Below are 13356 nucleotides of genomic sequence, written 5' to 3'. Positions count from 1 at the left end.
ATTTTAACGACTGCGAACGCCAGTCCATATCGGTTAATAGAAGGAAGCCTTTGTGATGATCACAGGGAAAAGGGTAAAAGAAATCAGCGAAAGCTTAGCGATATTAATGATCAGTGCTGCCGTATGTTGGGGCTTGCCTTTTGTGGCATTAGCCTCACCCAATAGCACTGGTACATTGTCTGAGCCACAGAATATTGCCTCGGCGCTGGTAGGCCAAAACACTGCTCAAAGTACGGCAGAATCACAGGTCATTAATTACGATGACATTACCCAGGGATTATTACTATATCGTCAGCCGAGCGGCGCTTGGGTGCCATCTTTGCCGCTCGATACACAAGTGTCGATGCAAGTCTCTGGCTTAAGTAATCGCGTGAGTGTGAAGCAGGTTTTTCGCAATAACACTGAGTTTGTGTTGAATGGGCAGTATTTGTTCCCGTTGCCCAATGAGGCCGCGGTGGATTCGCTGCGATTACATATCGGCCAAAGGGTTATCGAAGGGCAAATTCATCCTAAGGCCGAAGCTAAGCAGATTTTTGAGCAAGCCAAAGCGGAAGGTAAACGTGCCAGCTTAGTGAGCCAAGAGCGGCCAAATATGTTCACGACCGAAGTGGCCAACCTAGCACCGCAGGAAGAGCTGATTGTCGAAATCAGCTATCAGGAGAGCATCAAATATGAAGACGGCTTATTTAGCCTACGTTTTCCGCTGGTGGTCGCACCTCGGTATATTCCGGGCCTGACCACTGACGTAAGTGCTAGCGATTCACATGATCCCATGGCACAGGTGCGCCAATCGAGCCGAGTAACCAGCTCGCAGGTGTTTGATGCCGACCGGATTGTGGCGCCGGTGCGTAATGCGACCAGTGAACGCGATCCTGTGCTTAAGGCTGACATTCAAGTCTTACTCGCCAAGGGGGTTGATAAGGCGTCCATTGAGAGCCCTTACCATGATATCCAACTTAAGCAAACCAATAGCGGCGTCGATGTCTCACTGGCACAACGTGTGCCTGCTAATCGTGACTTTGTATTGCAATGGCGTGTACAGCAGGGCACGAGTCCTATGGCTTGGGTGTTTAATCAACAGGGTAAGACCCATAAACCCGATGGCGATAATGTGTCTCAGGACACGCTTGAAACCAGCACAGCCAACGGCGTAAATGAAGATAATTACAGTCTTGTCATGGTGTTGCCTCCTAAGGTCGAAAAGAGCAACCTGCCGAGCTTGCCCCGTGAATTAATTCTGGTGATAGATACTTCGGGTTCTATGGCGGGGGATTCTATCGTTCAAGCCAAAAATGCACTGCTATATGCGTTAAAAGGACTCAAGCCCGAAGACAGTTTTAACATTATCGAATTTAATTCCAGTCTGTCTAAGCTTTCAGCGACACCATTACCGGCGACTTCGTCTAATTTGTCCCGCGCCCGTCAATTTGTGAGCCGTTTACAGGCCGATGGTGGCACCGAAATGGCGCTGGCATTGGATGCTGCATTGCCAAAATCCTTGGGTAGTGTCTCGCCCGATGCTGTGCAGCCTTTGCGCCAAGTGATCTTTATGACCGACGGCTCTGTGGGCAATGAGCAAGCCTTGTTCGATTTGATCCGCTACCAAATCGGTGAGAGCCGTTTGTTTACTGTAGGTATAGGCTCTGCGCCTAATTCTCACTTTATGCAAAGGGCGGCAGAACTGGGCCGCGGCACTTTTACTTATATTGGCAAAGTGGATGAAGTCGACGAGAAGATCAGCGCCTTGCTGAGCAAAATTCAATATCCCGTATTAACCGATATTCAAGTGCGTTATGACGATGGCAGTGTGCCCGATTACTGGCCGTCACCGATTGCAGATTTGTACCGCGGCGAGCCTGTGCTTGTGAGTCTAAAACGCAGCGCCCGTGAGCCGCAGGAATTAGTGATCTCAGGTCGCCAAGGGCATAAAAACTGGCAACAGTCGTTATCACTTCAGGACAACTCAGCGGGACTTATCACCAATCAAGGTGCGGGTTTAGATTTGCTGTGGGCGCGTAAACAGATTGGTGCATTGGAGCTGAGTAAAAATGGCGCAAATGATGACAAGGTAAAGCAGCAAGTCACGGCTTTGTCGATGAATTATCACTTAGTCAGCGCTTATACCAGCTTAGTGGCGGTGGACTTAACCTCCATAGATTCAACCGCAATGAGCCGCGATGCCGTGGTGCGTCAGCACTTGCCATTAGGTTGGCTGCCTTTTGGTGCCTTGCCACAAACTGCGACCTCGAGCCGTTTGGATATGTTATTGGGTGCGCTGACCTTGCTGTTGGCCTTGGTACTTATGGGATCGATTCTGCGACAAAAACGTGAAGAGAAGGCGGCCATGGCGGCGCTTGCCTGTCATAGATGAACCAATGAATCATGAACGACGAGTAAAGCCCGATGAGCAAAGGCAGAACACAGCGATTTTTAGTGGTGGGATTATTTTTAATTGGCGCAACATTGTTAGGAAAGGGACTCTATATGCAAGCTAAAGCACACTTTGCCCAGTATTTGATTGAACAGGCGTGGACTAAAACCTTAGCCGATGGACAATCTCATAAGCCTTGGTCATGGGCGGATACTTATCCCGTGGCAAAGCTGTCGTTTTACCGCGAGCAAGCGGCTAATAGCGATATTGAAGCCGAGCTTAATGACAGTTTATATGTGTTGGCGGGGGCTTCAGGGCGAAATTTGGCATTTGGCCCAAGTTTAGTATTGTCCAGCGCGCCAGCGGGGCAAAAGGGCAATACTGTGATTGCCGGACACAGGGACACGCATTTTGCGATCCTCAATGGTATGGCGGTGGGTCGCCGACTATCGCTGCAAACGCTTAAGGGAAATCACATTATTTATGAAGTGGTTGCAACTCAGGTGGTAAATGAAACTGAAACGCAGTTTATGGCGCGATCCGCTGATAATCGCTTAACCTTAATCACTTGTTATCCCTTCGATGCGCTTCAAGGCGGCGCCGAACTGCGCTTTGTGGTGCAGGCGATACCGGTTGAGGATGAATCAATGGATACGACTAGTGCCGATGTTTCAGCTTCAACTGGAAATGGGATGCAAGGGAAGGTCGCTTCTGTATCGCGCAGTTTCACCCATTAGGTCGCACGTTAATTTAAGCCTTAGCGCAATCTTCAACCAAAGCGTTAAGGCTGCTTTGAGCTAATAATGTTAACTAAATAATGCTGAATAAATAGTGCTTATCAGTAACCGCCAAATGACTGTCTTTTAATCATCCTAGCCTGAAGCCGAATCATCGGCTTCAGGCTAATTCATTGCGTTCCAGTTAGCATAATCAAGCCATCACAATCAGTTGCTGATCGGCAACACGCGATTTCGACCTAAACGTTTAGCGTCATAAAGTAATTTATCTGCCGCTTCAATCAATTGCATGCCCGTTTGTTTTTCTTGCCATTGGGCAACCCCAAATGAGGCACTGATATTATTGATGCGCTCGTCTTTACGTCTGTCTTTCAAACTGAGCTTTTCGAGTCCACGGCGCATGGCTTCGGCCAGTTGCCTTGCGATGCGTAACTGACTTTTAGGCACAATAATCACAAATTCTTCACCGCCAAAACGATACAGTTTCGCGCCATCGCGGCAGGATTCCTGCAGCCGTTTCGCCACGGCGCGTAACACTTGGTCGCCGAGCTGGTGGCCATAGGTGTCGTTAAACACTTTAAAATGGTCGATATCGGCCAAGATCAAGCAGGTGCCTAAGGGCGCTTGGGCCAACATACCGGCAAAATCGCTGTCGAAGGCGCGGCGATTAAAGCAGCCAGTCAGCGCATCGTAAAGCACATCTTTTTCTGTCTGTTCGAGCTTTTTCTTTAGCGCATCGATTTCGGTTTGCGCTTTCTGCAATTGTCCGGTAAAGAACTCAGTGCTCGAGCGAATATTGTCCGACTCTTTCACTAAACTGCGCACCAGATCGAGCACTTGCTCAACACTAAAACCCTCATCTTCGATGCGGTTGAGCTTTTCAAAATTACTCTCGATGCGCGACTGGAATTCATTGGCATCCAGATTGGTATCTTTGAGCGATTGGGACAGCTCAGTCACCATAGCATCCAGATTCTGGCGCATTTCGCGGACATCGAGTTCAACGGGATCGGCAACATACTGGCGATATAAGAGTTCGCTACTCACAGGAGGACAAGTGTTGTACTGAGCGATAACGGTATCGAGTCGTTGATTTAATTCGGGATTCTGTTCACCAACATAAGTGTACCAAAGCGCATAGTTAACCGGGGTGGTCGGAATTTTATGTTTGAGCATCAGAGGCACTGCTTTTTTGAGATTCAGTGCCGCGGCTTGTAATAACTCTAGCGACATATTGTTACCTTACTTAATGAAAATAAACGGATATTTTAAGATTTTCGCTATTTTATTCTGTTGTTATCTGTTCAAAGCTAACCGTAAGCATCGTCGGCTCGATGAAGGCATGAACACCGTTTGTGCTTGGGCTGCAGCGACTCCGTTTGCGCTAAGACTTCCATCATAAACTAAAGATGATATGGTAAAGTCTATCCTTAAAATCAAATAATGATAATAACTTGGGAGAAAGTTGTGAAAAATATCATCTTAGCCACAAGTCTGATGGCCACTATCTCATTACCCGTCTTTGCTGAAACCGCATTTGTGCAAAGCCTCGATCTCGCGCAATACCGAACCGATGTTAAAACCTTAGCCAGTGATGCCTTCGGTGGACGTGCGCCTTTGTCTAAAGGTGAGACCTTAACTTTAGACTATTTAGTGAAAGCATTTAAAGATATGGGTCTCAAACCCGGATTTGGTGACAGTTATCTGCAGGCCGTGCCTTTAGCGCAAATTAGCGCAGATCAAAACATGCAGCTTGATATCGGTGGACTTAAATTTGCCAATGGCAGTGAATTTACCGCGAGAACCCAGAGAGTTGCCGAAACCGTGAGCCTGAATAAAAGCGATGTGGTGTTTGTCGGCTACGGGATCAACGCGCCCGAATATGGCTGGAATGATTACCAAGGGTTAGATGTAAAAGGCAAAACCGTTATTGTGCTTGTGAATGATCCTGGCTTTGTGACTCAAGACCCTGCGGTATTTAAAGGCAATGCCATGACCTATTACGGTCGCTGGACTTATAAGTATGAGGAAGCCGCGCGTCAAGGCGCCGAGGCTGTGTTTATAGTTCACGAAACAGCGCCTGCCGCCTATGGCTGGGGTGTGGTGCAAAACTCCAACACGGGCACTAAGTTCACTCTGGTCGATGCCAATAATAACCTAGGCCAAGTTGGCATCATGGGCTGGGTTCAGCACGAAACCGCGCAAAAAATCTTTACTAAAGCAGGATTGGATTTTGATACCTTAAAGCAGCAAGCAGCCAAGCCAAACTTTAAGGCGATCCCACTTAAGTTGAGCGCCCAGCTCACGTTAAACAATAAAATTGAACGCGCCGAGTCCCATAACGTCGCGGCTTTACTGCCAGGTAAAACGCGCCCCGACGAAGTGGTGATGATGCATGCCCATTGGGATCATCTTGGCACTGTGATTGAAGACGGTAAGTCAGAGATTTTGAACGGAGCGGTCGATAATGCCAGCGGTGTGGCGGGGGTTTTAGCCTTGGCGCGTTACTTCAAACAGCAAGCCAAGACGGCGCCACTGGATCGCTCGGTGCTCTTCAGCGCCTTTACGGCGGAAGAAACGGGTCTGATTGGAGCGCAGCATTTTGCTCAGCATCCGAGTGTGCCAACGAAAAACATCGTCGCCTTTTTAAATATCGATGGCATGAATGTGAATAAGGGCGTGGATTACATTTTGCGTTATGGTGAAGGCGTATCTGAGTTGGAGCAATACTTAGATAACGCCGCGAAGGCCCAAGAGCGTTCAGTTAAAGCCGATCCAAGACCGCAGAATGGGTTGATGTTTAGATCGGACCACTTTGCGCTAGCACAACAAGGTGTACCTGGATTGTTATTTATGAGCCTTGGGGATACCGATCCTGATTATATCGCCCATAAATATCACAAGCCTGCTGACGATTATGATCCAAGCTGGAATTTAGGTGGTGTAAGCCAAGATTTAGACCTTATCGCCAGTATGATTACCAGCTTAGCCAATAGTACCGATTGGCCCCATTGGCTTGAGTCATCTGACTTTAAAGCCAAGCGCGAGCAAGATGGGCGTAAATAGTGTTAATGAGTTGAATCATGAGGGCGCCAGTAGGTGCCCTTATTTTTTAACGCTGATTTTAGCTAGGATTTGGAAAATGGTTTTAGCTAAGCGTGGGCAATTGAGACAATAAGAGTCTTAATGGAATATATTTGAATTAAAAAGAATAACTGATGGAAAGCATAGGGCCGATAAAGCTGTAATAAATATTGTAATCGGCAATTTGAGTGTCTTTATTCGGCGAGTTTTGGGCAATATCCACATCAACTTTGTAGTAGTTATAGGCCACGCTCATACGCCAGTTTTGAGTGATTTGTGCATCAACACCGACTTTAATATCAACAAGCTCGCCTTTTACATCATTGAGTGTGATGTAGAAATACTGTGCATGGCTGGTGACTTGCCAACCTGGAACAAATTCATACTGACCATAAATACCAAAGTCCGGCAGTGGTGCAGTGACATTTTCATCAACAATGCGCGGGATCGCTTGGCTACCACAGACGTTATTGAGTAATTCTGACGAAGCGCAAACTCCAATCACACCTTCAAAACCTGTCTTGATAAACATAGTGTGTAAACCAAATGACAGACCCACATCATAGTTACTGCCTTGAAAGACATCATAACCATAGCCTAAGCGCAGCACATCGATGTTTAAGGTTGAACTGAGCTTACCGCCGGCTTTGATATCGTAAATGGTGTCGTTGATTTCGAGCTGGAAGGGTTTGGCTAGGGCTTGGGTGTCGGCGCTACGGTGGAGTTGTTTCCAGTCGAGGTAGATATTGTGCCGCTCGTTGAAGTGATAATTTAACTCGATAAAAGGCAGGAATTCGTTTTCAGCGAGTTTGAGATCAGATTCATAATCTAAGGTGAAGTTATTACCCGAAACTGGGTTAGTGACTTCCATATTGGTGTCTGATTGCGAGTAGAAGCCGCCTAATTGAATAGTAAAGTCATCGGCTTGCACTTGAGTGCTGACGAGTGACGCTATGATGAGGGGTAACAGGCGAATCGACATGTTAAGGAGTAACTCCAGCATTATTCTTATTATGTTTAGCGATAAGGTCAGACTTTAGTGCCATAAAAAATCGACATTTGGAGTTTAACAGCAAATTTCGCGATGTGAATAAAATGTTTTAAAAAATGCGAAAATTTGTGATTTGAAACAAAAGTAGGACTTATTTTAGCGGTATTGAACGAAATTTGAGCGAAACATCACATCAATTGTGGATTGAAGGACTAACGCAAACGGTAAGGGAGGGGCTAGTGCTACCTAGAAATGACTTCAGTATTGCAGCTTTGCTTGTGGCGCGACATGCCAATGGATGTGAAACATGATAAATGGGGGATAGTAATCAATTTAAGAATATCTAGCGGCGTGATACCGCTAGATATTGATATTATATCGCTGGTCCGCTATTTAGGCTCGATAACGGGCGTCACAGACGTTTCTACATTGTCAGTAATAACCACTTTGGGGCTACTTGGCTCATCTTTATTAAACATGCCTAAACGGATGCGAATAAAGTGTAAAATTTGCGCGGCAATATCCACATTCAAACAGGATTCTAAGCCTTCAAATCCTGGGGATGAGTTTGCTTCGCAAATTTTGTAATGGCCGTTATCAAACAATAAATCGATACCCGCAACATCGAGATCGAGAATATTGGCTGTTTGCGTGGCAAGCCATTCAATTTCAGGAGTGATTTGAAATGGACGCGCTGAGCCGCCGGCACTGACATTGGCTTTAAAGCTGTCTTCTTGACCACGCCTTTCGTAGCAACCTGCAACACGACCACCGATGGTAAATACCCGAAGATCGCGCCCATGGCTGTTAGCGATAAACTCTTGCAGAATGATGTTAGCGTTTTTGTTGGTCGCTTCAATCAACTGCATTAGATCGTCAAATTCACGTGCCTTGTGGGATAAAAACACACCGCTGCCCTGTGAGCCAGAAAGCGTTTTAATCACCACAGGAAAGCCGAGATGGCGCTCTACGAGGGCTATATCGACGGGGAACTTAACCAACATGGTTTTAGGCGTAGGCAAATTTTTCTCTGCCAACAATTGCTGGGAGAATAATTTGTCTTTAACGATTTCAATGGCTTTAGAAGGATTGAGGCAATACACCCCTAATCTTTCTAAGTGGCGAATAATGGCTAAGGCAAAGTAAGTTGTGCCTGATCCCATTCGCGGAATAATAAAATCGGGCAGCTCGACGGCTTGCCCATTCAATAAAATACTCTTGTTATCTTCTCTGGTGACAGTCAGATCAAATTCATCAGGTGCGTAAACTTCCAACTGTATGTTGTCGGCTTTTGCTGCCGCCAGTAGACGCTCAATTTCATACCATTCAGGTTTTAGCTGAGTCGCGGTTTCTTTATATAAAATCCAACCACGCATTTAGTAGCAAACCTTAATCTTCATTCTTTATCCTCGGGTTCAGGTTCATCCTGAACATCATCTTCAATATCAAATACAGCCTCGGCCTCAACTTCTATTTCGGGCTTGGTTGCAGGCAAATGCACTGTACCAACCACGGCATAAAAGGGTTTCCCCATGGCGAGCCTGCGATACTTTACCCAGATCTGCTCTAACAAGCTACTGGGCGCGATATTTCCTTTGGCGACTTCCACAAATTGGGCTTCATCGGAGGTGCAGGGCAAGGTTTTACCTTCGGCTAAATTCTTCATTGCATGACCATGCAATTCAAGCAGTTCAGCTTCTTTATTGGTAAAATCGCCGCTTCGTTTGAAGCCTTTGGGGAAATTCGCGTCGTCGTAGAAACGTTTTTGCGAGACAAAACTGGCAGCAGCTGAGCCGTTAAACGTCTCAGAACCCTTGTTAGCGTTTGAAAAAGACTGTTCAGACATGGCAGATACCCTCTAGTTTTTGATATACAAAGATTTGCAACTGGAGTATTGGCTAGTATTATTGATTTATAAATCAAAAAAATTTGCCTATGTTGGTCAAGAATTTTTATGGATACCGATTTACTGAAAACCTTTCTTGAAGTCTCCCGTACTCGCCATTTCGGTAAAGCGGCCGAGAATCTGTATCTCACGCGCAGTGCCGTGAGTTTTCGAGTCAAACAGCTTGAGAGCATTTTAGGCGTCGCGCTGTTTGAGCGGCAGCGTAATAACATTCAGCCCACACCCGCAGGCGAGCGCATGCTTGGCCATGCCGAGGCGGTATTAACGGCGTGGGAGCGGGCTAAACAAGATGTTTCCCTCAGTCAGTTACAGTCGACTCAGCTTGCCATTGGTGCAGGGCCGAATATTTGGGATGCCTATTTGCAAGGTTATTTACAGGGATTACATGTGGGGCTGCCCGGCGTTGCGCTGCGCACCGAAGTGCTGCCTGCCAATGCGATGACGCGCCAATTAATGGACCGCACCCTAGATATCGCGATTTCATTCGATCCGCCAAAGCTTGATCAATTTGAATTAGTGCAGCTGGGGCAAATTAATTTGTTGTTGGTTTCGAGCCTAAAAGGTCAAACGGTGACTGCCGTGCTGCCGGGGCAATATGTGAAAGTGGATTGGGGGACGGCGTTTAATATTGTGCATGCGCAGGAATATGCGTCGCTGCCTGTGCCAACACTGCACACGAGCTCAGCGCGTATCGCCTTGGATTTCATCTTAAATAATGGTGGTTGTGCTTTCTTACCCGAGCATTTGGTGCAGCATGCTTTGCGCAGCGGCGAATTGCATCACGTCAGTGGCGCCAGCGCCATTTCAAGAAATGTGTATGTTGCCTATTGGGCGGAAAATGATCGTTTAGCCCAGATCAAACAAGCCATCGACTTTTTAAGGGACGATGGCTCAGTGTTTGCTCATGCGACTATCTAAAACGTCGGTGTTAAAACACCAGTGGCGCCAATACGACCAGCCAAGTTAATCCACACAGTGCAAGACTCATAAACACTGCAGCCGAGGCAATGTCCTTGGCTTGGCCGCTTAGTGGGTGAATTTCACTGCCAACACGATCGACTACAGCTTCAATCGCCGAGTTTAAAAGCTCAACAATCAAAACTATAAACAGTGTAAAAATCAGCAACAAACGTTCAATCGTGCTGATATCAACCCATAAAGCCACGGGTAACATGACGATGGCCAACATTAATTCCTGTCTAAAAGCGGCTTCGTGGACCCAAGCGGCCTTTAAGCCCTTCATCGAAAATCCCGTCGCTCTGAAAATGCGTTTAATACCGTGATTGTTGGCTGGTTTCATAGTGTTTCCAATAGACATTAGCGACAATGCGCTGAGGTGTTGCTCACTCAAACAGGTTTGATAAAACCAACTGTTGTGGATTTTAACATTTGACTGAGTCAATAAATTTGGCCGCAGTATAGCCCGAGATGAAAAGCGCATAAACAATTAACTGAGTAAAATCGTCATCAACATTCGTTGTTAACTTAGGCGCTTAGTGACTTTCGACGGTTTTTTAGTGCAACTTGAGCTATGCGTTCTAAGCTTGATGAAGGATATATTGTCAGAGTGAGCAAGAGAATGACTCATATCAGCCCGTTACAAGATTTAACATTTCATCGTTTTATCCGCTTTCGGTTTTTCAAACAACGTCAGCTCTTACTCAGTCTGCTAATATTCGGTTGTTTAGTCCCAGTGACCTATGCACAAACCTCACTACCTTCGATACAGTTGGCAACTGAGTTTGATGCCCAGCAAGAGATTCATATTCAGGACTTTTTGATTAGCGAAAAACTCGACGGGGTACGAGGTTACTGGAATGGAGAGGCATTATTGACTCGGCAAGGTAATCTTATTGCTGCTCCAACTTGGTTTATCGCGAATTTTCCGAATTATCCCCTCGATGGTGAATTATGGCTTGGGCGAGGCCAGTTTGAGGCTATGTCGAGCATAGTTCGACAAACCTCAGCTAAGGATGATGATTGGCGCAAAGTGCGGTTTATGGTGTTCGATGTGCCCAAGGCGGGTGGCGACTTTCAGCATCGCTATCAATTTGCGTTAACCGAATTAAGTGGTAAATCGCATTATCTTGAAGTCATAGCGCAGTTCCAAGTGGACAGTCTTGAAGCTCTGTATCAAAAACTCGATAGCTTAGTTGCTAAAGGTGCTGAAGGATTAATGCTGCATCGCAGCTCCGCGATGTATGTCAGTGGCCGCAATCCTAATTTGATGAAATTAAAACCCTATTATGATGCTGAAGCGACAGTGATCGGCCATATACCAGGGAAAGGTCAATTTGCAGGGCAAATGGGTGCAATAAGAGTGCAAACCCCAGACGGCCGGATTTTCAACATAGGCACAGGTTTTAATCTCGCAGAGCGTCAACATCCCCCCTCCGTGGGCGCAATCATCACCTATAAATATCTGGGTCTTACCGTAAATGGCTTACCCAGATTTGCCAGTTTCCTGCGGGTACGCGTCGATATAGATAAGATCGACAGTCAACAATAGGGGCGTGTATGGTTAACGAAACTTAGTGCAAGAACTTGTTTTAGTAGACTTTATTTAACTTTAGTTTGACAAATCAGGTGCAAACCACATTTAATCACTTAATCATGGCGGTAGATAAGTTTTGACTGTGGAAGGATTGAATGAAATGAAAGAGGCGAGAGTGCAACGCATCTTGATGGTGTGTATGGGCAATATCTGCTTGAAATTTAACTCATTGTAATTGTTAGATAAAAACCTCTCTCCAAAATCTCTCCAAAATTCCTCTCCAAAACGCTGTGTGATTTCTGGTGCTAAATCACTAGCTCTATCCACATCTGGCCACGTATATCATGATATGCAGCAGTGGTTCGCGGGTCTTTGTGACCAAGTAAGATTTGAGTGTCGATTCCCTGACCGCTATAGAGTCTTTCTGAAAGTGATCGCAATTCGTGAAAGGTCGTTGTCGATGGACCAAGCTCGTCGCGGCATTCAGAAAAGCGTTTGGTAATGGTATCAACAAACACTTGCCCACCTATGGTTGCACCTCTAATACCGTGTTGATGGTGGATCAGGTATTTAGATACACAGCGGCTACGGCACGATAATACAACGTTGCCAATGCTCAAATCTAACGCCTCAAGTTTAAGTCCCAGCGGCAGCTTGAGCATCGTTGAGGTTTTCTGCTGAAACACATGCAGCCATTCACCTTCAACATAGGAGTAGGGTGGCTTCGAACGGTTTCCTGTTTTCCAATTTTGATACAGTTTTTCCCAATCGTTGCCCTTTTTAAATTGCATGTTAGCGATATCAACGCGGCGCTGCCCAGTCACCAATGCGAGCAGAATGGTATTTTTCACCCACGGCTCTTTGGTTTCGGCAACCGCGAGGATTTGTTTCACGGCCTCTAGTTCAAGCCGATCCCGAACGACGTTTACCCGTGGGGATTTGGTCGCCGATGCGGGATTAAATCCACCGGTGATTTCTCCCGCTTGAGCGGCTTCTTTGAAAATATCAATCAGTACTGATCTCACCGCCTGCGCAGTTCTTTCTTTTCCTTGCGCTCTTAAAGACTGCATCAGCTCGTAACAGTCTTTGGTTGATATGTCTTTGAGGGGAATATTGCCCATCGCTTTTATAGCAATCGTCGCCTGAGACTTACGGGTTTTAAACGTGTTGAGTCTGATCTCGCCGTTATTTAATCTATCGCCCTGGATAGTAATGTATTTTTCCACCCACTTTTTAAAGGCAATGCCATGTTGTGCCACACGTTCCGGCCTAGCGTTATAGTTATCGATAAACGCACTTGCAAGTTGTTGAGCAATTAACAGATTTAATGCGCTTGCTCGTTCCTTTGCGATGGTTCTATCTTTACCTAGCCCTCTAAAGGCCCCATTGCGGGGATCTCGGTACTGGTAATAAACTTCACCATTGCGAGCGTCTTGCCGGCAATAAAGGTTTTCAACACCTAGGTCGAACTTACGTGGTCTAGCCGCCATTGAGGATTCTCCTGATAACAGGGTCGCTTATATCACTGACCACAACCTGAGTCGGGTCTACGTAAATCGCATTGGATTTTACCGCCCAGCGTCTACCGAGCTTAATTGGTCTTGGGACAATGGATCCTGACTTTGCCCAAGCCTGCAAAGTCGCTTTTGATACAGAGAAGGCGATATGCATTTTCGCCCAATCTTCAAGGGTAATATATTGCTCGATCATATCGGACTCCTGATTAAGTCAGCGCCAGCATTGTTGCAGTGTTCATCATCGTGCCTTACCTGC

At 46.3% G+C, this 13356-nt stretch carries 12 protein-coding genes; 5 read left to right on the top strand and 7 right to left on the bottom strand.

Annotated elements, in window-relative coordinates; all coding sequences use genetic code 11:
- Positions 1-55 precede the first annotated feature (55 nt).
- Both Q4Q54_RS09785 and Q4Q54_RS09780 read left to right on the top strand, forming a co-directional pair.
- The gene (locus Q4Q54_RS09785; RefSeq protein ID WP_311988340.1) at positions 56-2371 is read left to right on the top strand and encodes a marine proteobacterial sortase target protein; all 2316 of its coding nucleotides are present in this window, start codon (positions 56-58) and stop codon (positions 2369-2371) included.
- 32 nt (positions 2372-2403) lie between these two features.
- Positions 2404-3108 carry a class GN sortase gene (locus Q4Q54_RS09780; RefSeq protein WP_311988339.1) on the top strand — a complete coding sequence of 235 codons (705 nt, stop codon included), beginning with the start codon at positions 2404-2406 and terminating at the stop codon, positions 3106-3108.
- Positions 3109-3315: 207 nt separating this feature from the next.
- Here the strand turns inward: Q4Q54_RS09780 and Q4Q54_RS09775 are convergent, their stop codons facing one another.
- The gene (locus tag Q4Q54_RS09775) at positions 3316-4341 is read right to left on the bottom strand and encodes a GGDEF domain-containing protein (protein ID WP_012587834.1); all 1026 of its coding nucleotides are present in this window, start codon (positions 4339-4341) and stop codon (positions 3316-3318) included.
- 210 nt (positions 4342-4551) lie between these two features.
- Between Q4Q54_RS09775 and Q4Q54_RS09770 the strand changes: the two genes are divergently transcribed.
- A complete protein-coding gene (locus Q4Q54_RS09770) occupies positions 4552-6174 on the top strand; it encodes a M28 family metallopeptidase (RefSeq protein ID WP_311988338.1) in 1623 nt (540 codons plus the stop codon).
- Between the two features lie 136 nt (positions 6175-6310).
- Here Q4Q54_RS09770 and Q4Q54_RS09765 read toward each other — a convergent pair whose 3' ends face one another.
- The 3 genes from Q4Q54_RS09765 to Q4Q54_RS09755 all read right to left on the bottom strand — a co-directional run bounded on the left by Q4Q54_RS09765 (position 6311) and on the right by Q4Q54_RS09755 (position 9029).
- Positions 6311-7174 (bottom strand): DUF481 domain-containing protein, encoded by an 864-nt coding sequence (locus Q4Q54_RS09765; protein WP_126492112.1) that lies wholly within the window; start codon positions 7172-7174, stop codon positions 6311-6313.
- 398 nt (positions 7175-7572) lie between these two features.
- Positions 7573-8559 (bottom strand): RimK family alpha-L-glutamate ligase, encoded by a 987-nt coding sequence (locus Q4Q54_RS09760; RefSeq protein WP_011846616.1) that lies wholly within the window; start codon positions 8557-8559, stop codon positions 7573-7575.
- Positions 8560-8579: 20 nt separating this feature from the next.
- Positions 8580-9029 (bottom strand): DUF413 domain-containing protein, encoded by a 450-nt coding sequence (locus Q4Q54_RS09755; RefSeq protein ID WP_011846617.1) that lies wholly within the window; start codon positions 9027-9029, stop codon positions 8580-8582.
- 108 nt (positions 9030-9137) lie between these two features.
- Between Q4Q54_RS09755 and hdfR the strand changes: the two genes are divergently transcribed.
- Positions 9138-10007 carry an HTH-type transcriptional regulator HdfR gene (hdfR, locus tag Q4Q54_RS09750; RefSeq protein ID WP_012587830.1) on the top strand — a complete coding sequence of 290 codons (870 nt, stop codon included), beginning with the start codon at positions 9138-9140 and terminating at the stop codon, positions 10005-10007.
- 10 nt (positions 10008-10017) lie between these two features.
- On the opposite strand, the gene Q4Q54_RS09745 is transcribed toward hdfR, so the two are convergent.
- Positions 10018-10389 carry a diacylglycerol kinase gene (locus Q4Q54_RS09745; protein WP_006086380.1) on the bottom strand — a complete coding sequence of 124 codons (372 nt, stop codon included), beginning with the start codon at positions 10387-10389 and terminating at the stop codon, positions 10018-10020.
- A gap of 279 nt (positions 10390-10668) precedes the next feature.
- On the opposite strand from Q4Q54_RS09745, the gene Q4Q54_RS09740 reads away from it, so the two are divergent.
- A complete protein-coding gene (locus Q4Q54_RS09740) occupies positions 10669-11598 on the top strand; it encodes a DNA ligase (protein WP_311988337.1) in 930 nt (309 codons plus the stop codon).
- Between the two features lie 290 nt (positions 11599-11888).
- Here the strand turns inward: Q4Q54_RS09740 and Q4Q54_RS09735 are convergent, their stop codons facing one another.
- Complete coding sequence (locus Q4Q54_RS09735) at positions 11889-13073, bottom strand: phage integrase Arm DNA-binding domain-containing protein (protein WP_311988336.1); 1185 nt, start codon at positions 13071-13073, stop codon at positions 11889-11891.
- Positions 13063-13293, bottom strand: a complete 231-nt coding sequence (locus Q4Q54_RS09730) for an excisionase (protein WP_012088952.1) — start codon at positions 13291-13293, stop codon at positions 13063-13065. The genes Q4Q54_RS09735 and Q4Q54_RS09730 overlap by 11 nt, the downstream gene beginning before the upstream one ends.
- Positions 13294-13356: the final 63 nt, after the last annotated feature.

This window comes from Shewanella sp. SP2S2-4 (assembly GCF_031932025.1).
In the GTDB taxonomy this organism is placed as follows: domain Bacteria; phylum Pseudomonadota; class Gammaproteobacteria; order Enterobacterales; family Shewanellaceae; genus Shewanella; species Shewanella baltica.
The sequence above is the reverse complement of the archived record's forward strand: the minus strand, read 5'-3'. Positions and strand labels throughout refer to the sequence as shown.